Consider the following 25,867-nt stretch of genomic DNA (forward strand, 5'->3'; position numbering starts at 1 on the left):
GAGCCAATGCGCCAAAGGCGAGCAGTCGTTTGGACGGCCGGATCAGCGGGGAGCCTCGATCTGGTTGAGGATGTTTTCCAGGACCTGCGCCGGGCTGCGGCCTTCGATTTCCGCCGCCGGGCCGAGAACGATCCTGTGGCGAAGGGCCGGCACGAACAGACGTTTGACGTCGTCGGGAATGGCGTAATCGCGTCCGTTGAGTGCCGCCGTTGCACGTGCCGCACTTGCCAGCGCGTCGGCCGCGCGGGTCGAGGCACCGAAGGCGATTTCGGAACTTTGGCGGGTCGCGCGGATCAGGCGCAGGATATAGGCAAGGATGTCATCCTTCAGGATGATGCTATCGACCAGCGCCCTTGTTTCCTCAAGGGTGGCGGAATCGAGTACCTTGGACAGCGTGGCGGTTTCCATGCCGGCTTCCAACGGCTTGTCCGCGTGCTGGCGCAGGATCGCCATCTCGATGTCCTCGGGCGGGAAGTCGATCACCAGCTTGAACAGGAACCGGTCGAGCTGGGCTTCCGGCAGGGGATAGGTACCCTGCTGCTCGATGGGGTTCTGCGTTGCCACGACAATGAATTCCCGTCCTAGGGAATGATCCGTGCCGTCGATGCTGACCATGCGTTCGCTCATGGCCTGCAGCAGGGCGGCCTGGGTCTTGGGCGGGGCGCGGTTGATTTCGTCGGCCAGCAGCACCTGCGAGAACACCGGGCCCTTGGTCAGCACGAAGGCGTTGGTGCGGAAATCGAAGATCGAGGTGCCGAGCACGTCGCCGGGCATCAGGTCCGGCGTGAACTGGATACGGCCGAAATCGAGTGCCAGAGCCGCGGAGAAACTGCGGGCAAGCAGCGTCTTGGCGGTGCCGGGAGGGCCTTCCAGCAGCACGTGGCCGCGGGCAAACAAGGCGATCAGCAACAGGTCGATGATGTCGTCCTGACCGAGTACGGTCCGGCCGATCTCCGTCCGCAAGGCATCGGTCCGTTCGCGCAGCGCTTCAAGCGTCATGGGTTATTTGCTCCAATACCTGTTCCAATTGGTCGATTTGCTGGATGGCTTCCGTGGCCGGAAGCCGGGCAGGCAGTTTTCGTATGTCGGCCAGGATCGCGCGCAGGCGCGGTGCAAGGGCCGGATGCCGGCGTTCGGTGTAGGTCAGGAAGGCGTCTTCCCCGGCATAGTGGCGGGCATGGGCCGGACCGAACAGGGCAGAGGCCGTCGCCGAAATACGGGCGGTCGCATATTCGCGAATGAGGGCGCCATCCTGCCCGGAAAGCCGCATCAGCCTTGCGCGCGCCTGGACCGCCAGATCCTTGCCGGCGCCAGGTCCCGCCTCTTCGTCGCGGATGGGGCCGTAGCGGATGAAGCTGCGCCAGAGCGCCAGCCCCAGCAACAGTGCTGTGCCGAGCCACAGGGTCAGGAAGGGCGGTCCGAAGAAACGGAGCAGATCTTCCCAGGTGCGCTCGCGCTTGGGTTCGTTCACGGGATCGCGAAGCCAAGAAGAGCGGCTGTAGTCGATGACGATATTCCGGTTGCCGGCCTTTTCGGTCAGAACATCAAGGGCAATGCCGGCATTGTCGCCCAATCGCAGGCCGTGGTTGTTGATCAGGTCCGGATCGGACAGCACCAGAATGCGCTCCTGTTCGCCGTCACCGGCATCGGCGAGCGGGCAATCGGCCAGCAGCATTGCGCCGGTGTCACCGACGATCGGGCGGCAGGCCTCGTTTGCGAAGGTCTGGGCGGCGTAGATCTCCGCCCGCAAGGGCTCGCCTTGCTGTGACTGGTACCGGAAGTCGGAGAAGGGCCGACTTGCGACGGCAATTTTCGTGCTGCTGGTGCCGATCACCTTGTTGACGATTGTCTGAAGACGGTCCGCCTCAACCTTCAGGAAAGGGTGGGCAAGGCCGGTCAGGCGCATGCCGCTGCGCCATTTCGGCAGCACAAGCAGGGTTGGAACACGCTCGGCCTTTTCCAGGACGACCGCGGTCGCCAGATCGTACTCGTCCTGCTGCAGCAGCAGTTCTTCCTTGGTGCGCGGGCTGCTGCGTTCGCTGTCCGGCAGCGTATCGTAAAGCGGTACCACCAGCAGGCCGACCGCTGTTTGGTCCATCAGCCAGCCGCCGGCAAAATTCTGCGCACTGGCCCCATTTGTCGCCAGCCAGACCTGCAGGCCGTCCAGCCCGGCGGGCGAGCGGCGCAAGACCTGCTGGCGCTGGGACAGGATGTACCAGCCGGCAATCAGAACCGCGACGCAGATCAGTGCGATGACGGCGGTTTCCAGGCTCGGGCCCTTCGGCCGCGTATTTGCAGCGCTCTCGCTCATGCCGCCTCCGGACCAAGCAGGTAGCGGCAGTTCGCAACGTGGTCGTTGAACTCGTCTTCGCTGACGTGCCTGCCGCCGAATTGCACCCGTTCGGCCATGGTCACAAGCTTGCGCAGCAGTTCCCTCGCCTGGCTTTCGGGCAACTGGCGCAAGGCGTCGCGTGCCGTCCAGCTGCGCTGCATCAGGATGCCGTTGGCTGCAATGGCGGTGGCCAGCACCTTTTGCGTCAGCAGCACAAGGGCTCTCTGCCGATCTTCCATGCGCAGGATCTCGTCAAGCGGGGCGAGCTTTTCCGCCCAGATCGGGGCCTGTCCGCGGATGCGGGGGCGGGTGCTGTCGGGGTTGCCTGCCTCACGGCCTAGCGACACCGTGAACCGTCCACCGAAGCGCAGGAAGAAATAGGCAACGGCAACAAGGATGCCGCCTACGATCAGGCCCGGAATCCAGCGGTTGTCGATGGTCGGGTCCGCCTGATCCGCCGCAGGTTTCGGCGGTTCCTGGGTGGTGTCCAGTTTGGGTGGCGGTGCGGAGGGGTCGAAATAGGCCACGTCCGTATCGATCCCGCGCAGACGGATTGCGCGCAGGTACTCCGTGCCCGAGTCGCCGATTTCAAGCGGTTCCTGAACGGCTTCTTGTGCATATGAGGGGAGCAAAGTCCCTGAAAGGATCAATAAAAAACAGACGATCAAAAATCGGCGCATGACGGGTTTATTAGCGGCTCGTTCTGAGCTTCGCAACCGACAGCTGCTGCCAGGGTTCCGTTAGGATCTCGCTCCCCGTTTTTACCCAGGGCATTCACTGCCCGATCCGCTCCAGATGCTCGCCGAAATAGAGCATGTTCCCGTCCGGGTCCCTTGCACCGAATTCGCGCATGTCCCAGGGCCGGTCGGTGATCGCCTCGGCGATATCGGCGCCCGCTTCTGTCACCGAGGTGTAATAGCCGTCGATCCCGGCCACGAAGCAATAGGCCGTCGCCGGATGCCGTCCGGCCCCGGCCGACAGATGCAATTCGACATGGTCCCGGCACAAAATGGCATAGCGGACGGGCTCGGCCTCCGTATCCGCCCATTCGAACCGGCTCTCGAACAGGAGCCTGTTCCGGTAATAGGCGACTGCCGCCTTCAGGTCGGAAACCGGAAAAACCGGAGCGATATGGGAGAGATGCGGTGGTTTGGTATCTGGCATGAGGAAACCTCCGGAACTGCCTGAGGTTGAGCCTGACGGACTTTTCCACCAGTGGCAAATAACAAAAGCGCCCTGCAGCGCAGCTGCATGGCCCGATCCGGAATCCAGTGAATCAGCGTGAGCGAAAGCGAGCGCAAACTCAAACAAGCATCCGACACTTAAAAAAGACGCGCTTGCGGCGCGAAGCACGCGCTGGGTTCCGGATCAGCGCGCAGCTTCGCTGCACTTGTCCGGAATGACCCACCGGGGGGTGTTATCCAAAAAAACGGGCCCCTCAGGGCCCGCTTCGATCTCATCTGACTTGAAAAGCCGGCCCTCAGCTCGTCACGAGGTTCCTGAGCACGTAGTGCAGGATGCCGCCGGCCTTGATGTATTCCAGCTCGTCCAGCGTATCGACACGGCACAGGCACTCGATGGTCTTGGTGGTGCCGTCCTCATAGGTGACTTCCACGTCCATCATCTGGCGTGGCTGGATGTCGGCGATGCCCTTGATGGTCACGCGTTCCTTGCCAGTGATGTTGTGCGACTGCCAGCTTTCGCCTTCCTTGAAGGTGAGCGGGATGACGCCCATGCCGACCAGGTTGGAACGGTGGATACGCTCGAAGGACTGCGCGATGACCGCACGCACGCCGAGGAGGTTGGTGCCCTTCGCGGCCCAGTCACGGGACGAGCCCGTGCCGTATTCCTTGCCGGCGAAGATAACCAGCGGAACACCTGCTTCCTTGTATTCCATGCAGGCGTCGTAGATCCATTCCTTCTTGCCGTCCTTCATGGTGACGCCGCCTTCGACACCCGGAACCATCTGGTTCTTGATGCGGATGTTGGCGAAGGTGCCGCGCATCATGACTTCATGGTTGCCGCGGCGCGAGCCGTAGGAGTTGAAGTCCTTCTGGGCGACCTGGTGCTCGGACAGGTATTTGCCTGCCGGGCTGTCCAGCTTGATCGAGCCGGCCGGTGAAATGTGGTCGGTGGTGATCGAATCCAGGAACAGGCCCATGACCGCCGCATTCTCGATGTCCTGAAGCGGCTTCGGCTCCATGGTCATGCCTTCGAAGTAGGGCGGGTTCTGGACATAGGTCGAGGACACCGGCCAGGAGTAGGTCAGGCCGCCTTCCACCTTGATGCCCTGCCAGTGCTCGTCGCCCTTGAAGACGTCGGAATAGCGGGTGCGGAACATCTCCTCGTTGATCGAGGCGCGGATGAGGTCGGTGATCTCTTCCGTGGTTGGCCAGATGTCCTTCAGGTAGACCGGGTTGCCGTCCTGATCCTCGCCGAGGGGATCCTCGGTGATGTTGATGTTCAGGTTGCCGGCAAGGGCATAGGCGACCACCAACGGCGGCGAGGCCAGGTAGTTGGCGCGCACGTCCGGATTGACGCGACCTTCGAAGTTGCGGTTGCCGGACAGCACCGAGCAGGCAATCAGGTCGTTGTCGTTGACCGCCTTTGAGATCGCCGGGTCCAGCGGACCGGAGTTGCCGATACAGGTGGTGCAGCCGTAGCCGGCCAGCGTGAAGCCGAGCGCGTCGAGATCGTCCTGAACGCCGGCCTTTTCGAGGTAGTCGGTCACGACCTGGGACCCGGGCGCCAGGGAGGTTTTCACCCATGGCTTCACCTTCAGGCCCTTCTTCAGCGCGTTGCGGGCCACGAGGCCGGCGCCGATCAGAACGGACGGGTTGGAGGTGTTGGTGCAGGACGTGATGGCGGCGATCACAACGTCGCCGTTGCCGATGTCGTAGTCCTTGCCTTCAACGGCAACGCGCTTGGACAGCTCGCCCGCCTTCTTGAACTCGTCCGTCATGGTCTTGGCGAAACCGGCTGCGGCATCGGCAAGATTGATACGGTCCTGCGGACGCTTCGGTCCGGAAATCGACGGAACGACGGTGGAAATGTCGAGTTCCAGCGTGTCGGTGAAGACCGGCTCCTCGCCGCCGGAGCGGTACATGCCCTGCGCCTTGGAGTATTCGGCAACCAGGGCGACGCGGTCCTTGTCGCGGCCGGTGGCTTCCAGGTACTTCAGGGTTTCCTTGTCGACCGGGAAGAAGCCGCAGGTCGCGCCGTATTCCGGCGCCATGTTGGCGATGGTGGCCGCATCTTCCAGCGACAGGTTGTCGAGGCCGGGGCCATAGAATTCGACGAATTTGCCGACGACGCCCTTCTGGCGCAGCATTTCCACGACGCGCAGCACGAGGTCGGTCGCGGTGATGCCTTCATTCAGCTTGCCGGTCAGCTTGAAGCCGACAACTTCCGGGATCAGCATGGAGATCGGCTGGCCGAGCATGGCGGCTTCCGCCTCGATGCCGCCGACGCCCCAGCCCAGAACCGCCAGGCCGTTGACCATGGTGGTGTGGCTGTCGGTGCCGACCAGCGTGTCGGGATAGGCGACGGTTTCACCGTCCTCGTCCCTGGTCCAGACGGTCTGGGCCAGGTACTCCAGGTTCACCTGGTGGCAGATGCCGGTTCCCGGGGGGACGGCACGGAAATTGTTGAAGGCGGACTGGCCCCAGCGCAGGAACTCGTAGCGCTCGCGGTTGCGCTCATATTCCAGTTCGACGTTCTGCCTGAAGGCGTCCTTGGTGCCGAAATAATCGATCATCACCGAGTGGTCGATGACAAGGTCGACCGGAACCAGCGGGTTGACCTTTTCCGGGTCGCCGCCGAGCTTAACGGCAGCATCGCGCATGGCGGCAAGGTCGACCACGGCCGGAACACCGGTGAAGTCCTGCATCAGCACGCGGGCCGGGCGATAGGAGATCTCGTGATCGGACTTGCGGGTCTTCAGCCATTCGGCGCAGGCAAGGATATCTGCCTTGGTCACCGTGCGGCCGTCTTCGAAGCGCAGCAGGTTCTCAAGCACCACCTTCAGCGAGAACGGCAGCCTGGAAACACCTTCGAGGCCGTTCTTCTCCGCTTCGGGAATGGAAAAATAGGTGTAGGTCTTGCCGCCGGCGGTCAGTGTTTTCTTACACTTGAAGCTGTCGAGGGACTGGGTCACGACGTGCGATCTCCTTTATTGTCCAAAAGGCCCGGGCCGTGTGTGCGCCGGTGCCTGGCATACTCTCTCAAGGCTCCGGAAACGGAGCTGCAGCGCTCTGTCATCCGGCATCCTTCCGCGCGGATACGATGAGAGCCTCTCCCTCAGTCGCCGCCGCAAATTGATGCGCCGCACCTATAGCAATCTTTGGCTACGACCACCAGACACGACGCCGTCGCCGTTGTCGAGACTTCGGTTGAAGTTTCAGCCTCTTGAAACGGCATCGTCCGGAAATCGAAGCCAGAAAACACCTTCGGAAATTCGAAAATGCGATCTTGGGTGCATGCAGATGCGCCAACCGGTATATAGACATCATTTATTGGATGGGAAGATATTGCATACCATTGTATACTGAATTAAAACGCCGCTCAGCTAGCCTGTCCCGGCCCGCCAGACCTCACGGCGATCCGGAAGCCAGGCTTCAAACAACACCAGGACGCCGGGATCATCATGAGCTTGTATGAAGACTACCTGAAAGAGATCGAAACGCGCAAAGGCCAGGGTCTGCATCCCAAGCCCATCGAAGACGCTGCTCTCGTTGAAGAGATCGTCGCGCAGATCAAGGATACCGGTAACCAGCACCGGCAAGAGTCGCTCAAGTTCTTCATCTACAACACGCTGCCGGGCACCACGAGCGCTGCCGGCGCGAAGGCGAAGTTCCTGAAGGAAATCATCCTCGGCACGTCTGTTGTTGATGAGATCACCCCGGCGTTTGCCTTCGAACTCCTGTCCCACATGAAGGGCGGCCCTTCCGTCGAGGTTCTGCTGGACCTGGCTCTTGGCGACGATGCCCAGATCGCCAGGGATGCGGCTGAAGTCCTGAAGACGCAGGTTTTCCTCTACGATGCCGATACGGACCGGTTGAAGGCCGCCTATGAGGCCGGCAACGAAATCGCCAAGGACGTTCTGGAAAGCTACGCTCAGGCCGAGTTCTTCACCAAGCTTCCGGACATCGACGAGGAAATAAAGGTCGTCACCTATGTCGCCGCCGAAGGTGACATTTCCACCGACCTTCTGTCCCCCGGCAACCAGGCGCATTCGCGTTCCGACCGCGAGCTGCACGGCAAGTGCATGATCTCCGAAGCGGCCCAGAAGGAAATCGAGGCGCTCAAGCTGCAGCATCCGGGCAAGCGCGTCATGCTGATTGCCGAAAAGGGCACCATGGGTGTGGGGTCGTCCCGCATGTCCGGCGTCAACAACGTCGCCCTGTGGACCGGCAAACAAGCCAGCCCCTATGTTCCGTTCGTGAACATTGCCCCGGTCGTTGCCGGCACCAACGGCATTTCACCGATCTTCCTGACCACCGTCGGCGTGACCGGCGGCATCGGCATTGACCTGAAGAACTGGGTCAAGAAGCTGGACGAAAACGGCAAGCCGATCCTGAACAATGACGACAGCCCGGTTCTGGAACAGAAGTATTCCGTCGAGACCGGCACGGTGCTGACCATCAACACCAAGACCAAGAAGCTCTACAACGACGCCGGTGACGAAGAACTGGCCGATGTCGCTTCCGCGCTGACCCCGCAGAAGGTCGAGTTCATGAAGGCTGGTGGTTCCTACGCCATCGTCTTCGGCAAGAAGCTGCAGAGCTTTGCCGCGGAAACCCTCGGCATCGAGACGCCGCCGGTGTTCGCACCCAACAAGGAAGTGTCGCACGAAGGCCAGGGCCTGACGGCGGTCGAGAAGATCTTCAACCGGAACGCTGTCGGCGTTGCGGAAGGCAAGGTGCTGCATGCCGGTTCCGACGTTCGTGTGAAGGTCAACATCGTCGGCTCGCAGGACACGACCGGCCTGATGACTTCCCAGGAACTGGAAGCCATGGCGGCAACGGTGATCGCACCGACCGTCGACGGCGCCTACCAGTCCGGCTGTCACACGGCTTCGGTCTGGGATCTGAAGGCACAGGCCAACATTCCGAAGCTGATGAGCTTCATGAACAAGTTCGGCCTCATCACCGCACGCGATCCCAAGGACGTCTATCACCCGCTGACGGACGTGATCCACAAGGTGCTGAACGACATTACCGTCGACGACTGGGCAATCATCATCGGCGGCGACAGCCACACCCGCATGTCCAAGGGCGTTGCCTTCGGTGCGGATTCGGGCACGGTTGCGCTGGCACTGGCCACGGGCGAAGCAACCATGCCGATCCCGGAATCGGTGAAAGTGACCTTCAAGGGCACCATGAAGGATCACATGGACTTCCGTGACGTCGTTCATGCCACCCAGGCACAGATGCTGAAGCAGTTCGGCGACAACGTCTTCCAGGGCCGCATCATCGAAGTGCACATCGGTACGCTGCTCGCCGACCAGGCGTTCACCTTCACCGACTGGACCGCGGAAATGAAGGCCAAGGCCTCCATCTGCATCTCCAACGACGACACCCTGATCGAATCCCTGGAAATCGCCAAGAGCCGTATCCAGATCATGATCGACAAGGGTATGGACAACGCCAACAAGGTTCTGCAGGGCCTGATCGACAAGGCAGACAAGCGCATTGCCGAAATCCGCTCCGGCGAGAAGCCGGCCCTGACGCCGGACGACAGCGCGAAGTATTTCGCGGAAGTCGTGGTGGATCTGGACCTGATCGACGAGCCGATGATCGCCGACCCGGACGTGAACAACGAGGATGTCTCCAAGCGTTACACCCACGACACGATCCGCCCGGTTTCCTATTATCGCGGCGAGAAGAAGGTCGATCTGGGTTTCGTCGGTTCGTGCATGGTGCACAAGGGCGACATGAAGATCGTCGCCCAGATGCTCAAGAACCTCGAAAAGACCAACGAGAAAGTCGAGTTCAAGGCACCGCTCGTGGTGGCTGCGCCGACCTACAACATCATCGACGAGCTGAAGGAAGAAGGCGACTGGAGCATTCTGCAGAAATACTCCGGTTTCGAATTCGACGACAACTCGCCGAAGAACACCGCCCGCACCGAATACGAGAACATTCTCTACCTTGAGCGTCCGGGCTGTAACCTTTGCATGGGCAACCAGGAAAAGGCCGCCAAGGGCGACACGGTTCTGGCAACCTCCACGCGCCTCTTCAAGGGCCGTGTCGTGGAAGATTCCTCCGAGAAAAAGGGCGAATCCCTGCTGGCCTCGACGCCGGTCGTGGTTCTGTCGGCCATCCTTGGCCGGACGCCGAGCCTCGACGAATACAAGGCAGCTGTCGAAGGGATCGATCTGACCAAGTTCGCTCCGCCGAACCAGAAGCCGCTCGACGCACGGTCGGTTCATTTCTAAGAGCAAGCTTCGTTCATTCAGAACACAGACGCAATCTGGGGCCGCCCGATCGATGCCGATCGGGCGGCCCTGCTGCATTTGCGGGTCGGGACGGGACGTTGAAGCCAACGAGGTGATTGTTTGGCGGCAGGAAAAAGTGTTCCATGGGAATGGCCGGTGATTTCGGCCGATTTCTTAAATTCATTTCCATGGGGGCTTTCATGAAATACCGCGTGCCCGCAGTTCTTTTTCTTCTTGCCGGCTCTATGCAGAGCGCACTGGCTGACCCGTGTCAGGATCGTTTCACGGAACTCTATCTGCAACTCGATCAGACGACGCCGACCAAGACCCAGGTGACCACCGCCTTCAAGGGCGCGCCGCCGACCACCAATGACTTTTTCTACCTGTCGCAGGATCACTATCTGACCGTGCCGACCTCACCGGAAGGCCCGTGGGTGCTTGGCTACGGCAACGTGCTCTACCAATCCGCAGACCAGGGGTCGACCTGGGAAAAGATCCGCGAGATGGACACCGGCCAGAACGCGGATCAGGCACGTGCCGACAAGGAAACGAACGCAGCCAGCATCCGCAACGCGGCCTGCAGCGAGGAAGAGCTGGAGGGTGAGGCCGTGGAGGTGGTGGCAGCGGATATTACCGTCAGCCAGGGCATGGTCACAGAAAACCGCTACACCTACTATGTCCGCCGCAGTGACGATTTCATCGTCAAGGCGATCTACGACAGCAAGGCCCCGTCTTTCGAGATGGTGACCACCCAGGTGATCGAAAAAGCCCCTGGCCTGAACCTGCCGGTACCGGAGTAAGGCAGCCAGCCAGGCGGAAGGATCGCGGGGCGGACGGCGGGTGTACCGGTTGCGCGATCTCTTGCGTGGAACAACAGGTGTTTCTGGTAAGCGGATGGCAAGCGAGGCTTGCCCCATCCGCAGATGTCATCCCGGGCATGACCCGGGATCCAATGCCCATCGCGGCGCGTTCGGAAATCTCTATTGCGTTCAGGGAGCCAGCTTACAAGCGGGCAAGTCTTGAGGCTCTGGAAACGAGTGGGCCCCGGGTCTCGCGATGCTCGCCCGGGGTGACACTTCCGGGTGGGGTGCGGCCTGGTGTTGATCGATAGTGCCGAATTCCTGCCCGAACCTTGGGGTCGTCATATCCGCGCAGGCTGCCCGTTTGCCTTAGCCGCGCCCGCGATAGGGGGCAACACCCTGGTCGGGGATCCAGACGCCGTCCGGAGCTGGGCCGGTCTGGTAGAAGACGTCGATCGGGATGCCGCCGCGCGGATACCAGTAGCCGCCGATGCGAAGCCACTCCGGATCGAGCAGGTCGACCAGGCGCTTGCCGATGGAAACCGTGCAGTCCTCGTGGAAGGCGCCGTGATTGCGGAAGGAGCCGAGGAATAGTTTCAGCGACTTGCTCTCGACCAGGAAATCGCGTGGCACGTAATCGATCACCAGATGAGCGAAGTCCGGCGCACCGGTGATCGGGCACAGCGAGGTGAATTCCGGGGCAACGAAGCGGACCATATAGCCCGTGCCAGCCTGCGGGTTCGGCACTTTTTCCAGAACCGCCTTGTCGGGATCGTCGGGAAGTTCGGTGGAAGACCCGAGCTGGGTCAGGTTCTCGTAGATGCTCTTGTCGGACATGACTGTCTCCTGATTTTGTGCCCGTTCCGGGGACACGCTTTGCGCTGTCGGTGGGTGGGCTCCGTGTTCTTGAATGAACTCGCAAAGACCCAAAATTTGGGCTTTCGCTTCCCTGTGCTCTGATCCTGAGGAGGACCGTCAGGTCCGTCTCGAAGGATGGGCCGCTTGTTCTGTGCGTGCCGCCCATCCTTCGAGCCGCCGCTGGAGCGGCTCCTCAGGATGAGGGAGTGGTTTTGAAAAGCTTCCTCTCCGTTGTCATCCCGGACGAAGATCCGGGATCGGAGAGGCGAAGGCCTGTCGATTCTGCTCGCGACACCATTGGCTTCCCGGTCCCGGCTCACGCTACGCTCGGCCGGGATGACGCCGGAAAGGCCGGTTCCTAAACCCCGCGCAAATTGCCCCAGATCATCGTGTGAAGCTGCGGCAGGACGGTGGCTGCGTACCATCTGTCGGAGGTAACCCGGTCCACAAGCCAGCGCATGCGCTCCATGATGCCGGCCATGTCGATGGTGGCATCGGTGTCGGCTGCCGCCGGCGGGGTGTGGTTGCCCGGCTGCAGGAAGCAGCTGAGGTGCGGGTAGCGGTCTGAGACGTCTCGCGCGAAGGCATAGTCCGCCTCGTCGAAGACGACGACCTTCAGCACTGTCTGCGTCTCCGGCCCTGCGGCCTCGACGCATTCCGCCAGGCGCTGCCAGTCGGTGACCATGCCCGAGGACGGCGGTTTCGGGCTCAGCGTCAGGACGTCGAGATCGGCAAACCAGTCCTTGGCGAGGCTGCCCTGCGTTTCCAGCGCGAAACGGTAGCCCTCTTTCCGGCCGAGCTCGATCAGGCCTCCAAGCGGCTGGATCGCCGGATTGCCGCCGGAAAGCGACACTGTCAGCGGATTGCCGCCGGACAGGATCTCCACCTGCATCAGGATGGCTTCCGGCGTCATCGGACACCATTCGTCCCGATGGGCGCTGTCGACCGCATGCAGCGTGTCGCACCAGGAGCAGCGGTAATCGCAGCCGCCGGTGCGCACGAACACGGTGGGTTGGCCAATCAGGGCGCCTTCGCCCTGAATGGTGGGGCCAAATATTTCGCTGACCCGGATCTGTTCGATACTCATGCCGCACGCGCCCCCGGATAGACGAGGGGACGGAATTCGGCGCAGGTCTTCGGCGTTTCCTTCACGCGAACGGCCGAGGTTTCCGGCCAGCGCTGGCGACACCAGTTGTAGAAATAGCGCGCCATGGTTTCGGCGGTCACGCAATCATTGCCCAGCACGTCATTCAGGTGCCGGTGGTCGAGCGTGTCGTCGATGAAGCGCTTGAATTCGGACAGTTCGCGGTAATCGCGCACGAAGCCGATGCCGTTCAGCTCTTCCGACATCAGCTCCACCTCGACCACATAGTTGTGGCCATGCAGGCGGGCGCAGGGGTGGTCTTCTCCCAGGCCAAGGATCTGGTGGCTGGCGGAGAAGTGGAATTCCTTGGTGATCCTAAACATTGCACGCCTCCTTCCAGAACGCTTCGTCTGCGTAGACCGTCGGGTCGATGCCACCGGCCAGGTGAAAGGCTTCGCGCCGTTCCACGCAGGTGCCGCAGCGCCCGCAGTGAACCTCGCCGCCCTTGTAGCAGGACCATGTCTTGCGATAGTCGACGCCAAGCCTCAGTCCCTCGGCGGCGATGTCCGCCTTGGAGGTGTGGACGTAAGGCGTGAAGAGGCTGATCTCGCCCATGCCTTCCAGTGCGTGGCGCTGCATGGTCTCGAAGCTTTCGGTGAAGGCCGGACGGCAGTCCGGATAGATGAAGTGGTCGCCGCCGTGGACGGCGGTCGCGACCGCTTCGGCACCGCGCGCGCTGGCAATGCCGAAGGCAATGGAAAGCATGATCGCGTTGCGGTTCGGTACAACGGTGATCTTCATGGTTTCCTCGGCATAATGCCCATCCGGCACGTCCACGTTGTCGGTCAGCGCCGAGCCGGTCAGCTGGCGGCCGATATTGGAAATGTCGATCAGGATATGCTCGGTGTTCAGCTCATCGGCACAGGCCTTCGCGTAGTCCAGCTCCTTCTTGTGGCGCTGGCCATAGTCGAAAGAAACGAGGCCGATCAGCTCGTGTTCCCGCGCAACCTTGTGCGCAAGGGTGACGGAATCCATTCCGCCGGAACAGATGACAAGTGTTTTCAACGATGTGGTCCCTTGTTTTCGCTGGCACCGGGTAGGCTGCGACCGGTGGTTCCCTTTTGGGGAACGGCGCGCGTTTTAGCAGGTTTTGGCGAAAAGGGAAGGGTGGGGCATGCCTTGAAGGATTTTCAGGAAAAGCAGGAAAATGGACAACGCGAGCGCATTACGCCCAGATCGCCATCCTCAGGCCGCGCTCATCGCGGCGGAAGTCCTTCGGAAACGGTTCCGCGTCTCCCCGAAAAATCCGCTCGGCAATCAGGCTGTTGGCGGCGGCATCCAGAAGGTCGTCGCGGCCGCAGCCGCGCGGGGGCTTCTGGTCGAGAAACTCTCCGGGCAACCCCTTGGAGACGAGAAGGTCCCGCCGCTGGTCGAGGCCTGCCGGGTTGGCGCGGCTCTTGACCTTCTTGGGCAGGCTCATTTCCGCTCCGCCGTTGAGGCGCCAGAAGGCAAGTTCCGGGTGCACCTCGTGGACGCATGTCTCCAGCTCCGGTGTCATCAGGGCGTCGATTTCCCGCATTTTCGGGAAAAGGAAGAAACACTGCTTGGAGACTTTTTTCGGCGGGTCGGACGTGGCGAGCGCCGTGTTGCAGGCCTTCAGGTAATCGTCTTCATAAACGGCGGGGCGAGCGGGCACAGAAAACACCGAGGATTGGCGCATGCCAAGGTGCTTGCGAGCAGCCTTTTCCGGGCCGCGACCGCCAGGGCCGATGCGGTCCGGCAAGCCGATGGGCATGTCGACGGCGACGATGGCAAGATGCGGGGTGTGTCCGACAATATCCGCGAAGGTCGGAAAGACGATCAGATCCAGATCGGCGGGGTCTTCCAGACTGCGGATGACCGCAACCCAGCCGGCCTTGCAGCCGTCGATACCGGCAACCCTTGTGCCTGCCTCGTCAGGCACGGGCCTTTGCTTCCAGAACCCGGCGCGAGGTGACGAGGGCCATTGCCTTCACCACGGAGTTCTGCTCCTCGGCGAACAGCAATTCGTCCGCGCCCTTGCGCACGCTGCGGGCAACCAGTTCAAAAACGGAGGCCGACGCACGTTTCAGCGCTTCCTCGTCGTTTTGTCCGGCCAGAAGGTTGGACAGGAACAGGCCTGCGATCAGGTCTCCGGTGCCGTGCGGTGGATTGGCGATGGAAGCATGCTCGGCGGCAACGGCGCCACGCGGGCCTGCCAGAAGGTTGGCAATGGCATTGCGGCGCAGGGCTGGCGAGGAGGTCACCATCACGCGCTCGTTGCCGAGAACCCGGGCGGCGGCGAGAGCCTGCATTTCGCTGTCGATCTCACGGCCCGTCAGCCAGCCGAGTTCAAAGGCGTTGGGCGTGACGACATCGGCCAGGGGCACGAGCTGGTCTCGGATTGCCTCGGCCGTTGCCGTGGGCACATAAAGGTTGCCGCTGCCGTCGTGCTGGTCGCCCATGACCGGATCGCACAGGTATGGCGCATCCGGAGTGTGGGTCTTGACCGCCTTCACAAGTGACGCGATGGCAGTCGCCTGTTCCGGATTGCCGAGATAGCCGGAAATCACCGCGCCGACTTCGGCCAGTTTCGGGGACGCGGCAAGATCCTCAACAATGGCGATGAAGTCTGCTGCAGGGGCAACGATGCGGGTGCCCTTGCCCTGTCCCGGATGCCAGGGCAGCAGGATGGTCGGCAGGAACCAGACATCATGGCCGATCCGCTCCAGCGCGAAGGTCAGTCCGCGGCCGCTGATACCGCCGCGCACCACCTGTGACGTGATCACCAGAACCGGCTTTCTCTGTGGCTCGGGAGCGCCCGGCTGCATCATGGGGTCGTGTTCCTTCCGGGGTCAGGCAGCGTCGGAGGACGACTTGCTGCCGGTGCCGTAGCGCTTTTCGATATAGTCCAGAACCATCTGCTTGAACTCGTCGGCGATGCCGGGCCCGCGCAGGGTCATGACCTTCTCGCCGTCGATGAAGACAGGCGCCGAGGGGGTTTCGCCGGTGCCGGGCAGGGAAATGCCGATGTCGGCATGCTTGGATTCGCCCGGACCGTTTACGATGCAGCCCATCACGGCCACGTTGAGGCTTTCGACACCCGGATATTGTTCACGCCACTTGGGCATGGAAACACGGATGTGGTCCTGAATGTCCTGGGCCAGTTCCTGGAAAACGGTGGACGTTGTGCGGCCACAGCCCGGGCAGGCGGCCACCACCGGCACAAAGGCGCGGAAGCCCATCACCTGCAAAAGCTCCTGAGCCACCTGCACCTCGCGTGTGCGGTCGCCGCCCGGTTCCGGCGTCAGCGACACGCGGATGGTGTCGCCAATGCCCTGCTGCAGGAGAATGCCCATGGAAGCTGCGGAGGAAACGATGCCCTTGGTGCCCATGCCGGCTTCGGTGAGGCCGAGATGCAGGGCATAGTCGCAGCGACGGGCGAGATCGGCATAAACGGCGATCAGGTCCTGCACCTGGCTGACCTTGGCCGAGAGAATGATCTTGTCACGGCCCATGCCGAGGCCTTCGGCGCGCTCGGCGGACAGAAGTCCAGACTGGATGATCGCTTCGCGCATGACAGCCGCTGCCGACACCGGATTTGCACTTTCGGCATTCTCGTCCATCAGCTTCGTCAGAAGCTCCTGATCGAGTGAGCCCCAGTTGACGCCGATCCGGACGGCCTTGTCGTGCTTCTGCGCAATATCGATGATCTGCGAGAACTGTGTGTCGCGCTTGGCCTTGAAGCCGACGTTGCCCGGGTTAATGCGGTACTTGTCGAGTGCTGCGGCGCAGTCGGGATAGTCGGTCAGCAGCTTGTGGCCGATGTAGTGGAAGTCGCCGACCAGCGGCACCGTGATGCCGATCCGCTCCAGCCGTTCCTTGATCCGCGGCACCTGGGCGGCCGCTTCCGCACGGTCCACGGTGATGCGGACGATTTCAGAGCCGGCGCGGGCGAGCGCGGCCACCTGCGCGACGGTTGCATCGGCATCCGCCGTGTCTGTATTGGTCATGGATTGCACCACGATGGGTGCATCGCCGCCAACCATCACATTGCCGACCTTCACACCGACGGAGGAGCGGCGGGGCAGGGCTTTCGCGAAATCATCGATCATCACAGGAACCAACGGGTTTTGAGCGTTTGCCCCTCATATGAGGGAACTGGGGCCGACTTTCCAGCGCATGATTAGGGCGTGCGGCAAAAAAGGGCAATGGCAGAGCCGCCGCAAAGGCAGGTCGATCTTGGGGCTCGCGGACGTTGCCACATGGTTTTCAGCCCGCTATGAGCTTGCATGGGCCGGCCCAAACCGTCGGCCGTCTTGTTATGGAGGGTGCTGCATGTTGAAACGGTTGCTGTCGGACTCTGTTTCCATTGTCTTTGGCAATCTGGAAACCGTGTTCAAGGTTTGTGGTGGCTGGTTTCTCCTGCAGTTCGTGCTGTCTCTCTTCATTCTGGCGAATGGCGCGCAGATCGATGAGGCGACCGCGCCTGAAGATATTTCCGGAACGACGGTCCTGCTGCTGGTAACGACCATGGTGATTGCGCTGCTGTCGTCCGCATCCATTTCGGTCGCCTGGCACCGGTTCGGTCTGCTGAACGAGCGGCCGGGACCTCTGCACTTTCGCGTTGGCGCTGTCGAGTTCCGTTTCATCGGGCAAATGCTTTTGTTGTCGCTGGCCGCGGTCGTTGTCGTGCTGCCTGCAGGGCTGGTGATTGGTGTGCTGTCGAGCCTGTTCAACAGCACCGCCATGACGGTGGTTTTGTGGATCGTCGCGTTATTCATTCTCGCCCCGTTCCTGTTCCGTCTGAACCTCAGCCTGCCGGCCGTTGCCGTTGAGCGACCGCTCGGCTTCAGTCAGATGCTTCAGTTCGGAAAAGGCCTCGGCATGCCGATGTTCCTGGCTGCGCTCATCCTGATCCTGCCTTTTGTCGCCGTTGGCGAGGGGCTGCAGTATCTTCTTGGTCTTTTGTCCGGAGGCCTTCCGGCGGCCCTCATCCAGATGAAGATCCTGGTGCTGAACGTGCTGGTGCAGATCATCGTTACCGTGCTGGGAATCTCGATCCTGACGGCAGGGTACCGGATCGCGATGGAACGGCCGGAGGGGGCTGGTGCGCCGGCCTGAATCGCGTATCCTGCGGCCGTTGCAAGCAACCGGAGCAGACCATGTTTTTCACCGTTCTGGAACGTTCGCTGTCGTTGGCGCAGCACAATTTCGGGACGCTTCTGAAAACCGGCTGGGCCTATATCCTGCTTCTGGTTGCCCTGAATTTCGCCATCGGCGGGTCGCTGATGCCGGAAAGCGGCTTCAAGACCGTTTCCTACATGACCGAGCCGGTCGCCGCTGCCGACGAAGGCGCGCTCAGGGCGCTGGCAGCCATTGCCAACCTGCTGGTCGGCTTTTCCATCGCCATTGCCTATGTGCGGCGCATCCTGATCGACGCGCGGGATTTTCCGGTCACCTTCGGGGCGCGCAACATACGCGTCATTCTCAACCAGATCGTCCTCAGCCTGATCGGCGCCCTGTCACTGATACCGCTGGTGATTGTTTCCCTGCTGCTGGCCGCGGTCACGGCGGGCATCGGACTGCTGCTACTGTTTCTGGCACCGTTCGTTGCACTGATGGTGGTGCAACGCTTTTCCGTCGTGCTGCCGGCATCGGCGGTGGACGATCCGCTGACGCTCAAGGAAAGCTGGCGGGCAACGTCCGGGCTTGGCTGGGCCATGGCCTTTGCGGCGCTGGTGATGAGCCTGCTTGCAGGTTTCCTGGTCGGCATCTGGGCGGTCGTTCTTGGCGTTAGCGATGGATTGATGCCTGCCAGCGTCTTGTGGCAGCAGATCCGCTCTGCGATCTTTCCGATGGGCACCATGCTGATCCTGGTCTGGGCGTTTGCCAGCCTGCACGCGACCTTCTACGGCCTGATCCGCGAACGCTTTGCCGCGCAACTCGGGCTTCGACAGGAAGATCTTTCCAAAGTGGAGGAAACGCGGGATGCCGCCAGGGCCCGTGCACGCAAGGCGCTTGAAGGGGCGCAGCGCATGAACCGGCGTTGATGAAGGCAACATGGATCAAATTTCATCATTCCGATGTTGCAGTGCGGCGATAACTGGTCGAATGTGTGCCTGAAATTTTCTGTTCTGACGCCTTGTTGCCTTTCGTGGAAGGCAGAACGAGGCCAAGCCTTTCAACGATCCGTTTCCGGATGGCCGGACACTCCCGGCCGATGATCCGCCGATCAAGGGAGATCCCAAATGCTTGCCAACAAAACCGCCGTCATCACCGGATCCACTTCGGGCATCGGGCTCGGATGCGCCCGCGCCTTCGCGGAAAAAGGCGCCAATGTCGTGATCAACGGGTTGGGTGATGCCGATGAGATCGAAAAGACCCGGGCCGCCATCGAGGCGGATTTCGGGGTGCGCTGCACCTATTCGCCGGCAAACATGCTGAAGGGTGACGAGATCGCCGGCATGATCGCCGATGCGGAAAAGGAATTCGGCGGTGTCGATATCCTGGTCAACAATGCCGGCATCCAGTTCGTGTCGCCGGTCGACGAATTCCCGGTCGACAAGTGGGATGCCATCATCGCCATCAACCTGACGTCCGCCTTCCATGCGATCCGTGCCGCGCTGCCCGGCATGAAGTCCAAGGGTTGGGGGCGGATCATCAACACGGCTTCCGCCCATGCGCTGGTCGCCTCGCCCTACAAGTCCGCCTATGTGGCCGCCAAGCACGGCATTGCCGGTCTCACCAAGACCGTGGCGCTGGAAGTCGCCCAGCAGGGTATCACCGTCAACGCCATCTGCCCGGGCTATGTCTGGACACCGCTGGTGGAAGCGCAGATCCCCGACACAATGAAGGCGCGCAACATGACCGAAGAGCAGGTCAAGAACGACGTCATGCTGGCCGCGCAGCCGACGAAGCAGTTCGTGACCATCGAACAGGTGGCGGGCTACGCGGTGTTCCTGTGCTCCGATACGGCATCGTCGATCACCGGCTCGATCCTGCCCATCGATGGCGGCTGGACCGCACACTGATCCACGCTGCTCGCGGTGCGGGCTGATGTCCGCCCGCGACCGTCGCCGAACCACCGGAACAAGGGAGCCGTCATGGCCGCGCCTAAGAAGATCAACCTTGCCCTTCAAGGTGGCGGCGCACACGGCGCCTTCACCTGGGGCGTTCTGGACTGGTTCCTGGAAGACAAGCGGCTGAAGATCGACGCCATCAGCGGCACGTCGGCCGGCGCCATGAATGCGGTGGTGCTTGCCGGCGGCATGCAGGACGGCGGCGAAGACGGTGCGAGAGAACGCCTTGAAGCTTTCTGGTACGAGGTCAGCCGGCAGGCGAAATACAGCCCGATCCAGCGTTCGCCGCTGGACGTGTTCCTGGGGGAGTGGAGCCTTGATCATTCCCCCAGCTATCTGTTTTTCGATGTGCTGACGCGGTTTGCGTCGCCTTACGAATTCAATCCGCTCAACGCCAATCCGCTGCGCGATGTCCTGGAAAAAACCGTCGATTTCGACCGTGTTCACCAATGCGAACACATGAAGATCTTCGTTTCGGCAACCAACGTCTTCACCGGCAAGATCCGGGTGTTCAGCGAAAAGGAAGTCACGTTGGATGCAGTGATGGCATCCGCGTGTCTGCCGCAGGTGTTCCAGGCGGTGGAAATCGAGGGCGAGCCCTATTGGGATGGCGGCTACATGGGCAATCCGCCGCTCTATCCGCTGTTCTACGACACCGACACGCCGGATGTGATGCTCATCCAGATCAACCCGATCGAACGGCGCAAGGTGCCAAAAACCGCGCGGGAGATCGTCAACCGGCTCAACGAGATCACCTTCAATTCCACGCTTCTTCGCGAGCTCCGGGCCATCGACTTCGTCACGCGCCTGATCGAGGAAGGCAAGCTGTCGAGCGAGGAATACATGAAGGTCAACATGCACCGGATTTCCGCCGGGGAGCTGAAGCCGTTGCAAGCCTCGTCGAAACTCAACGCCGAATGGGCGTTTCTCACCGATCTCAAGGATCTTGGGCGCAAGACCGCGCAGGAATGGCTCGAGCGGCACTATGACGACATCGGCAAGCGCTCGACCATCGACGTCAAGGAAGAGATTTCCTGACGGACGGACAGCTCAATTTCTTAACCTTTTGTTAGCCGTGTTTGCAGGTGGCGTTGCAATTTGCAATGCAGCAGATGTGAAGAAAGTCTAAACGGAATCAGCATCTTGTGTCAGGCGATTTTAGCTGAACCAGATCTGGTTTGAATGGCTTTGAAAACAAATTGGCAAGGCTTTTGCGTTTTGATTGGCACGCTGATTGTCAGGTAGTGCGTCGTCAGCGCTTAGATGGACGGAAGGAGTGGGCACTCGCGACCCCGCCTGCTTCTTCCCTCCCTCCCTTGCTTCCCGGCGATGATGCCCGCCCTGCGGCAAAGGATCGCCACGATGTGAAGCGGATCTGCCTCATTTTCTCACTTTTTCAATCTTCTGATCGGATACAGTCCTTCAACCGCCACAAGTGCGACCTATCTTTAGGTGGAGATTGGCAAAGGGATTCGCGATGAAAAACAGGGTGACCCGGGTTCTTGCAGGCTGCGTTGGCGCCATGGCCCTGCTGGTGGCAGCCGGTGGAGCACAGGCTGGCAGTGACCAAGAGCGCATGGCCGAGATCAAGGAAAAGGGCGGTTGCCCCGGTTGCGATCTTCGGCTGGCGGAACTTCGTGGTCTGGTTCTTGAAAACGGTGATTTTGGCCGTGCCAATCTGCGGGAAGTCGACCTCAAGGAAGCCCTGTTGAAAGACGCGAACTTCAAGGGCTCCGATTTCCGGCGGACGGAAGCCGAGCGGGCGGATTTCTCCGGCAGCGATTTTTCCGGTGCGAACATGCGCTCCGTCGATCTTGAAAAAGCCAATCTGAACAAATCGAATTTCCAGGATGCGGACCTTCGGGACGCGGACCTGAACACGGTTGAGGCAAATGGAGCCGTTTTTGACGGCGCGGACATGCGCAATGTCCTGTTGACCCGGTCGATTGCGGATGCAGCTTCCTTCAAGGGAGCCAAGATGGATGATGCCAACCTTGAGCGCGTGGACCTGAATGGCGCCAACTTCCAGGATGCCCGCATGCGCCAGGCCAAGCTCGACAGGGTCAAGGCTCATAACGCCAATTTTTCCGGGGCGGATTTCACAGGCGTGCGGCTGGTCAGTTCGGACCTGACGGGCGCAAATCTGAAGGGCGTTGATTTCGATGGCGCTCTTCTGCGCCGTACGCGTCTTGCCGGGGCGGATCTGTCGGGTGCCTATAATCTCGACCCCAGCCGCATCCTCGGTGCTTGCGGCGACGAGAACACCAAGCTGCCGAACGGCATCAAGCTCGTCCCCTGCGCCTACTAGGGGCGTCCGAGCGGTTCTCCGTCCATCCGACTTGCCACTTCGCGAAGTGAGCGTTCCGGCTTTGCCGAAACGCAGGCACGGGTTGCGCAATGATCGTGCCTGCAGGACAGGTCAAGCCGGCTTGAACTGAAGAACTTCCATGCGTTCCCGGGATGTATGTCCCGAACAGGCGGATCAACCGGCATGTCGGTCGACCGGAAACAAAAATGCTGCCACACATAGTGCGGCAGCATCTTGAACATTGCGGAAACGGGTTTCCTAGAACAGGTCGAAGGCGAAACGGTAGGTGACGCCGGCACCGATGCTGAACTGGTTTTCGCTGCCGTTCTTGGCGATCGGGCTGTCCGCTGCGTCGCCAACCAGACGGTCATAGCCACCTTGCAGGTGCAGGCGGACGTCGTCGTTGAAATCGTAGCTGGCGCGGGCTGCCAGGCCGACGCTCTTGAAGCCGGCGCTCGGGTTGAACTTCGTCAGGCGGCCACCGCTGTTGGCTGCTTCGGTCGAGCTCACGCCGAAATAGGTGTCCATGTATTCGTCAGAGGCAAAGCCCGCACGCGGACCGAAGCTGACTTCCCACTTTTCAGCGGGATAGACGATGCCGTCGAGGCCGAGCTGACCAACCTGGCCCGTGTGCCCGTTGATGCCCTGACGCAGTTCGGCGAAAGCGCGGAAATGCTCGGTGCGGAAACCACCGCCGAGACCGAGTTCAAGCGCCCAGTCGATGGTGTTGGTGCCGGTCAGATCGGTGCTGTCGCTGGCCTTGCGCTCGCCGATGAAGTTGAACGACGGGTAGAAGAACACACCAGACTTGCGGCGGCCATCGACAACCTGGCCCAGGCCGGGGAAGTAGAAGCGGCCGACCGAAACGATCGGGAAGGGGTAGACCAGATAGGAGTCTGCAGCCTCGTAACGCGGCTGGACAATGGCGCCGACACCGAGGTCAACCACGAACTGGCGGTTCGCATCCTGCTCAGACAGGTCTCCACTCTGCGCCAGAGCGGCTCCAGACACAGCGCTTAGAGCAAGCGCCAGCGCGGCGCGCGTCATCAACTTGAACATTCAACCCCATCCGACAAGGAATTCCGTTGGCAGGAAGATAGCACGAGAAGGGCTTACACAAACCCTAAGCTGAGAGGGTTTTGCCGGACTGTTGCATTTCCGCACCGCCCTGTTGCTGGTGCGAAGCTTAAGCACAATCAAATGTCGGTGACGCTGCCGTCTTGCAGCAGGGCTGTCAGGAAGCTACATGAGGGCAAGACCAGATTTCGAACGGCAACGGACCGGACCATGACCGCACTCTTCAACGTGATACTGCTCGCCCTGGAACTCTACACGTATGTGATCATCGCCAGCGCGATCTTCTCCTGGCTCTATGCCTTCAACATCGTCAACTCGAGCAATCAGATCATCAATTCCATTGGCCGGGTTCTCTACAATCTGACGGAGCCCGCGCTCCGGCCGATCCGGCGGTTCCTGCCCGATCTCGGCGGTGTCGACATTTCTCCGGTGATCCTGCTGCTGGCGATCATCTTTGTCCGCCAGCTGATCATCCTGAACATCCTACCGATGTTCCGCGGCTACTGACGCCCTCGCCATGAAGGGCCCGGGCCGGTGTGCCGGGCTTCAATCGGTTGCTCCGGCCTCCTCGTCCCAAATGCTTCAAGCGCATTTGCATCGGGATGCCGGATTGCATCGGAATTTTAAGAAAGCCCGGGTCAATCACCCGGCCTCTAACCCAAGTGTGGTTGCAAGCAAAACGGCTCCAGCGTTTGGCGAAGCAGACATTCGCGCCAGGTAGGCTCGCAGGCGCCTTCCGGCCCAACGGGACGTTCGATCAGTCTGCGGCGAAGGTCTGCCTGGAGGCCATTGCGACCTCGCCGCGTTCCGTCGCCCGGCTGTACTAGGTTTATCCGTCCCCGATGATCGATGGTGGAAGCCCCTCGCTCCATTTGCGCAACTCATCCAGGAAGGCGAGCGCTGTCCGACCGAAATCCGTGATCTCGTAGACGACCGTGATTGGCGCTGTGTCCCGCACCTCACGTTTGACCAGTCCCTGATCTTCAAGCTGACGCAGGCGTTCCGTGATCATCTTTTTGGATGCACCACCGATCATCCGCGCCAGATCGTTGAACCGCACGGGTCCATCCTTGACGTGCCACAGGATGGACCCGGTCCATTTGCCCCCGATGATCCGCATGCCGCGCTCTATCACACAGGGTTCCATACATACGCCACGTGCAGTGCGACGACCTTTAGCGTCCACTTCAATTTTCGCGTCCATAAACGGTCCTCTGCGGATTTCGTACTATTAGGTTACAAAAAGTATACTGGTTGTTTTTGTATCCCTTCTGGCTCATCTCATGCTGACTCCGCTCGTGTCAAGCGAGCGACAACAAGAGAGGACATTCGACGTGAGCAAGATCCATATCCTGAACGGCGCACAACCCTACGCCTTCGCCCCAGGGACGCTCAATGCAACTCTGGCCAACCGTGCCAAGGCAACCTTCGAGACGATGGGGCACAAGGTCCGACTGACATCCGTCTCGGAAGGTTATGACGTAGAGGCGGAGATCGAAAATCACCTGTGGGCGAATGTCCTGCTTCTCCAGTTCCCGGTAAACTGGATGGGCGTACCCTGGTCGTTCAAGAAATACATGGATGAGGTCTACACCGCTGGAATGGGCGGACGGCTCAGCGATGGCGACGGTCGCTCCTCCAACGCGCCAAAGGCAAACTATGGCATGGGCGGCAAGCTGGTCGGCACTCGGTACATGATCTCGACAACGTTGAATGCGCCGGCTGAAGCCTTTGCTGATGCTGGAGAACCCTTTTTCGAAGGCCTCTCCTTGGATGACCTCCTGCGTCCTGTCCATTTGAATGCCAAGTTCTTTGGCATGATGCCGCTGCCGAGCTTCGGCGCCTTCGATGTCATGAAGAACGCCGACGTGGCAGGTGACCTTGCGCGCTTCGATACCCATCTTGCAATGACGTTTGGAGAGCTTGCAAATGACGCGGCCTGAAATCATCCTTTACAGCGCCAACACCATGAACGGTTGGAAGCCGCTGATCTTCCTGCACGAGGCGAAAATTGACTACGAGCTGGTGCCGATTGACTTTGGCAAGAAGGAACAGAAGGCGCAGGAATATCTGCGACTGAATCCGAATGGGCGCATTCCAACCATCGTTGACCGGAGCGCCGAAGACTTCGCAGTGTTCGAAAGCGGTGCGATCCTCTGGTATCTCGCCGAGAAGTACGACCGGTTTCTCAGCCATGATCCGAAGGAGCGGTCTGAAACGCTACAATGGCTAATGTTCCAGATGGGAGGGATCGGCCCGATGATGGGCCAGGCTATGTACTTCCAACGCATCGCGAAACCAAACGGCGACGTGGTACCCTATGCCATCGACCGCTACGTGACCGAGAGCCGACGTCTGCTCGAAGTGCTCGATACGCGTCTTGCAGGCCGCAATTGGCTCGTCGGCGAGGCCATGTCGATCGCGGACATCGCCACCTATCCTTGGGCTCGCAGCCATTTCTGGGCAACGGTGAGCGTTGACGGGCTTCCGCATCTACAGGCCTGGTTTGACCGGTTGGACGCCATGCCACGAGTGCAGGAGGCACTCCAACTCCCCGAGCCACGTCCCTCCGTCTTTGGCAAGGGCGATACCAAGGTGGCAGCAGCCGAGAACGCCGCTCGATTCCGCTGAGCGAACGGCACACTGCTGCAGATGAACGGCGGCAGCGTGCCGACACTGCCAGAAACGAAAGCAACTTGGTCCGCTCAGTTGCCATTCAATACTCCTTGGTGTGGTTTTATTAGTCCACGGTTCCAGCATGCTGAAACCACTCCGTACGGCAATTGGAGGGGCAAGATCGGCGGCGCAGTCTGCGCGGTACTGCAGACCGATACAAATCGACCGCAGCGATGACGGTTATGGCATTCACC

The 25,867-nt window shown here is 60.9% G+C and carries 24 protein-coding genes; 10 read left to right on the forward strand and 14 right to left on the reverse strand.

Going from position 1 to position 25,867, the window contains the following annotated elements; all coding sequences use genetic code 11:
- Positions 1-42: 42 nt before the first annotated feature.
- From J7447_RS22200 to acnA, 5 genes are all read right to left on the reverse strand, one after another.
- Positions 43-999, reverse strand: a complete 957-nt coding sequence (locus J7447_RS22200; RefSeq protein WP_055659892.1) for a MoxR family ATPase — start codon at positions 997-999, stop codon at positions 43-45.
- Entirely contained in the window at positions 989-2,311 is a 1,323-nt protein-coding gene (locus J7447_RS22205) for a hypothetical protein (protein WP_209170994.1), read from the reverse strand. The genes J7447_RS22200 and J7447_RS22205 overlap by 11 nt, the downstream gene beginning before the upstream one ends.
- A complete protein-coding gene (locus J7447_RS22210; RefSeq protein ID WP_209170995.1) occupies positions 2,308-2,964 on the reverse strand; it encodes a DUF4129 domain-containing protein in 657 nt (218 codons plus the stop codon). Before J7447_RS22210 ends, J7447_RS22205 begins: the two co-directional genes overlap by 4 nt.
- A 142-nt stretch (positions 2,965-3,106) precedes the next feature.
- Entirely contained in the window at positions 3,107-3,496 is a 390-nt protein-coding gene (locus tag J7447_RS22215) for a VOC family protein (RefSeq protein ID WP_023002754.1), read from the reverse strand.
- 316 nt (positions 3,497-3,812) lie between these two features.
- Positions 3,813-6,488 (reverse strand): aconitate hydratase AcnA, encoded by a 2,676-nt coding sequence (gene acnA / locus J7447_RS22220; protein WP_023002755.1) that lies wholly within the window; start codon positions 6,486-6,488, stop codon positions 3,813-3,815.
- Between the two features lie 489 nt (positions 6,489-6,977).
- Between acnA and J7447_RS22225 the strand changes: the two genes are divergently transcribed.
- Both J7447_RS22225 and J7447_RS22230 read left to right on the forward strand, forming a co-directional pair.
- Complete coding sequence (locus J7447_RS22225; protein WP_075282153.1) at positions 6,978-9,770, forward strand: bifunctional aconitate hydratase 2/2-methylisocitrate dehydratase; 2,793 nt, start codon at positions 6,978-6,980, stop codon at positions 9,768-9,770.
- A gap of 200 nt (positions 9,771-9,970) precedes the next feature.
- Complete coding sequence (locus J7447_RS22230) at positions 9,971-10,570, forward strand: hypothetical protein (protein WP_209170996.1); 600 nt, start codon at positions 9,971-9,973, stop codon at positions 10,568-10,570.
- Positions 10,571-10,939: 369 nt separating this feature from the next.
- On the opposite strand, the gene queF is transcribed toward J7447_RS22230, so the two are convergent.
- From queF to ispG, 7 genes are all read right to left on the reverse strand, one after another.
- A complete protein-coding gene (gene queF / locus J7447_RS22235; RefSeq protein ID WP_006937960.1) occupies positions 10,940-11,407 on the reverse strand; it encodes a preQ(1) synthase in 468 nt (155 codons plus the stop codon).
- 379 nt (positions 11,408-11,786) lie between these two features.
- Complete coding sequence (gene queE, locus J7447_RS22240) at positions 11,787-12,515, reverse strand: 7-carboxy-7-deazaguanine synthase QueE (protein WP_152509195.1); 729 nt, start codon at positions 12,513-12,515, stop codon at positions 11,787-11,789.
- Positions 12,512-12,895, reverse strand: coding sequence for a 6-carboxytetrahydropterin synthase QueD (gene queD / locus J7447_RS22245; RefSeq protein WP_055659875.1), 384 nt, complete (start codon positions 12,893-12,895; stop codon positions 12,512-12,514). The genes queE and queD overlap by 4 nt, the downstream gene beginning before the upstream one ends.
- On the reverse strand, positions 12,888-13,577 hold the full coding sequence (gene queC, locus J7447_RS22250) for a 7-cyano-7-deazaguanine synthase QueC (protein WP_075284109.1): 690 nt from the start codon (positions 13,575-13,577) through the stop codon (positions 12,888-12,890). Before queC ends, queD begins: the two co-directional genes overlap by 8 nt.
- A 160-nt stretch (positions 13,578-13,737) precedes the next feature.
- The gene (locus tag J7447_RS22255) at positions 13,738-14,475 is read right to left on the reverse strand and encodes a DUF429 domain-containing protein (protein ID WP_209170997.1); all 738 of its coding nucleotides are present in this window, start codon (positions 14,473-14,475) and stop codon (positions 13,738-13,740) included.
- The gene (gene pdxY / locus J7447_RS22260) at positions 14,468-15,364 is read right to left on the reverse strand and encodes a pyridoxal kinase (protein ID WP_286189428.1); all 897 of its coding nucleotides are present in this window, start codon (positions 15,362-15,364) and stop codon (positions 14,468-14,470) included. The genes J7447_RS22255 and pdxY overlap by 8 nt, the downstream gene beginning before the upstream one ends.
- A gap of 21 nt (positions 15,365-15,385) precedes the next feature.
- Positions 15,386-16,645: a flavodoxin-dependent (E)-4-hydroxy-3-methylbut-2-enyl-diphosphate synthase gene (gene ispG, locus J7447_RS22265; RefSeq protein ID WP_075284112.1), complete on the reverse strand. Its 1,260-nt coding sequence runs from the start codon at positions 16,643-16,645 to the stop codon at positions 15,386-15,388.
- Between the two features lie 223 nt (positions 16,646-16,868).
- Between ispG and J7447_RS22270 the strand changes: the two genes are divergently transcribed.
- The 5 genes from J7447_RS22270 (at position 16,869) to J7447_RS22290 (ending at position 21,920) form a co-directional block, all read left to right on the forward strand.
- A complete protein-coding gene (locus J7447_RS22270; RefSeq protein ID WP_023002764.1) occupies positions 16,869-17,654 on the forward strand; it encodes a hypothetical protein in 786 nt (261 codons plus the stop codon).
- A 41-nt stretch (positions 17,655-17,695) separates the two neighbouring features.
- On the forward strand, positions 17,696-18,583 hold the full coding sequence (locus J7447_RS22275; protein ID WP_055659867.1) for a hypothetical protein: 888 nt from the start codon (positions 17,696-17,698) through the stop codon (positions 18,581-18,583).
- Positions 18,584-18,781: 198 nt separating this feature from the next.
- Entirely contained in the window at positions 18,782-19,564 is a 783-nt protein-coding gene (locus J7447_RS22280) for a 3-hydroxybutyrate dehydrogenase (RefSeq protein ID WP_023002766.1), read from the forward strand.
- A 72-nt stretch (positions 19,565-19,636) separates the two neighbouring features.
- Positions 19,637-20,650 (forward strand): patatin-like phospholipase family protein, encoded by a 1,014-nt coding sequence (locus J7447_RS22285; RefSeq protein WP_031270129.1) that lies wholly within the window; start codon positions 19,637-19,639, stop codon positions 20,648-20,650.
- 439 nt (positions 20,651-21,089) lie between these two features.
- A complete protein-coding gene (locus tag J7447_RS22290) occupies positions 21,090-21,920 on the forward strand; it encodes a pentapeptide repeat-containing protein (protein WP_023002768.1) in 831 nt (276 codons plus the stop codon).
- 258 nt (positions 21,921-22,178) lie between these two features.
- On the opposite strand, the gene J7447_RS22295 is transcribed toward J7447_RS22290, so the two are convergent.
- Complete coding sequence (locus J7447_RS22295) at positions 22,179-22,979, reverse strand: MipA/OmpV family protein (protein WP_023002769.1); 801 nt, start codon at positions 22,977-22,979, stop codon at positions 22,179-22,181.
- Between the two features lie 228 nt (positions 22,980-23,207).
- Between J7447_RS22295 and J7447_RS22300 the strand changes: the two genes are divergently transcribed.
- Positions 23,208-23,504 (forward strand): YggT family protein, encoded by a 297-nt coding sequence (locus tag J7447_RS22300; protein ID WP_023002770.1) that lies wholly within the window; start codon positions 23,208-23,210, stop codon positions 23,502-23,504.
- A gap of 322 nt (positions 23,505-23,826) precedes the next feature.
- Here J7447_RS22300 and J7447_RS22305 read toward each other — a convergent pair whose 3' ends face one another.
- A complete protein-coding gene (locus J7447_RS22305) occupies positions 23,827-24,201 on the reverse strand; it encodes a helix-turn-helix domain-containing protein (RefSeq protein WP_209170998.1) in 375 nt (124 codons plus the stop codon).
- 130 nt (positions 24,202-24,331) lie between these two features.
- Between J7447_RS22305 and J7447_RS22310 the strand changes: the two genes are divergently transcribed.
- Both J7447_RS22310 and J7447_RS22315 read left to right on the forward strand, forming a co-directional pair.
- Positions 24,332-24,940: an NAD(P)H-dependent oxidoreductase gene (locus tag J7447_RS22310; RefSeq protein WP_209170999.1), complete on the forward strand. Its 609-nt coding sequence runs from the start codon at positions 24,332-24,334 to the stop codon at positions 24,938-24,940.
- On the forward strand, positions 24,927-25,628 hold the full coding sequence (locus tag J7447_RS22315; RefSeq protein WP_209171000.1) for a glutathione binding-like protein: 702 nt from the start codon (positions 24,927-24,929) through the stop codon (positions 25,626-25,628). Before J7447_RS22310 ends, J7447_RS22315 begins: the two co-directional genes overlap by 14 nt.
- Positions 25,629-25,867: the final 239 nt, after the last annotated feature.

The organism is Labrenzia sp. R5_0 (genome assembly GCF_017743835.1).
Lineage (GTDB): Bacteria > Pseudomonadota > Alphaproteobacteria > Rhizobiales > Stappiaceae > Roseibium > Roseibium algicola.

Excerpts from the sequence above, each read along its gene's own strand:
- queD (WP_055659875.1), bottom strand. The coding sequence starts at position 12,895 with ATGTTTAGGATCACCAAGGAATTCCACTTCTCCGCCAGCCACCAGATC.
- J7447_RS22280 (WP_023002766.1), top strand. The coding sequence starts at position 18,782 with ATGCTTGCCAACAAAACCGCCGTCATCACCGGATCCACTTCGGGCATC.
- J7447_RS22290 (WP_023002768.1), top strand. The coding sequence starts at position 21,090 with ATGAAAAACAGGGTGACCCGGGTTCTTGCAGGCTGCGTTGGCGCCATG.
- J7447_RS22215 (WP_023002754.1), bottom strand. The coding sequence starts at position 3,496 with ATGCCAGATACCAAACCACCGCATCTCTCCCATATCGCTCCGGTTTTT.
- pdxY (WP_286189428.1), bottom strand. The coding sequence starts at position 15,364 with ATGATGCAGCCGGGCGCTCCCGAGCCACAGAGAAAGCCGGTTCTGGTG.
- J7447_RS22230 (WP_209170996.1), top strand. The coding sequence starts at position 9,971 with ATGAAATACCGCGTGCCCGCAGTTCTTTTTCTTCTTGCCGGCTCTATG.
- J7447_RS22200 (WP_055659892.1), bottom strand. The coding sequence starts at position 999 with ATGACGCTTGAAGCGCTGCGCGAACGGACCGATGCCTTGCGGACGGAG.
- queE (WP_152509195.1), bottom strand. The coding sequence starts at position 12,515 with ATGAGTATCGAACAGATCCGGGTCAGCGAAATATTTGGCCCCACCATT.
- J7447_RS22225 (WP_075282153.1), top strand. The coding sequence starts at position 6,978 with ATGAGCTTGTATGAAGACTACCTGAAAGAGATCGAAACGCGCAAAGGC.
- J7447_RS22270 (WP_023002764.1), top strand. The coding sequence starts at position 16,869 with ATGTTGAAACGGTTGCTGTCGGACTCTGTTTCCATTGTCTTTGGCAAT.
- J7447_RS22275 (WP_055659867.1), top strand. The coding sequence starts at position 17,696 with ATGTTTTTCACCGTTCTGGAACGTTCGCTGTCGTTGGCGCAGCACAAT.
- ispG (WP_075284112.1), bottom strand. The coding sequence starts at position 16,645 with ATGATCGATGATTTCGCGAAAGCCCTGCCCCGCCGCTCCTCCGTCGGT.
- J7447_RS22205 (WP_209170994.1), bottom strand. The coding sequence starts at position 2,311 with ATGAGCGAGAGCGCTGCAAATACGCGGCCGAAGGGCCCGAGCCTGGAA.
- J7447_RS22315 (WP_209171000.1), top strand. The coding sequence starts at position 24,927 with ATGACGCGGCCTGAAATCATCCTTTACAGCGCCAACACCATGAACGGT.
- J7447_RS22300 (WP_023002770.1), top strand. The coding sequence starts at position 23,208 with ATGACCGCACTCTTCAACGTGATACTGCTCGCCCTGGAACTCTACACG.
- J7447_RS22305 (WP_209170998.1), bottom strand. The coding sequence starts at position 24,201 with ATGGACGCGAAAATTGAAGTGGACGCTAAAGGTCGTCGCACTGCACGT.
- queF (WP_006937960.1), bottom strand. The coding sequence starts at position 11,407 with ATGTCCGACAAGAGCATCTACGAGAACCTGACCCAGCTCGGGTCTTCC.
- J7447_RS22285 (WP_031270129.1), top strand. The coding sequence starts at position 19,637 with ATGGCCGCGCCTAAGAAGATCAACCTTGCCCTTCAAGGTGGCGGCGCA.
- J7447_RS22295 (WP_023002769.1), bottom strand. The coding sequence starts at position 22,979 with ATGTTCAAGTTGATGACGCGCGCCGCGCTGGCGCTTGCTCTAAGCGCT.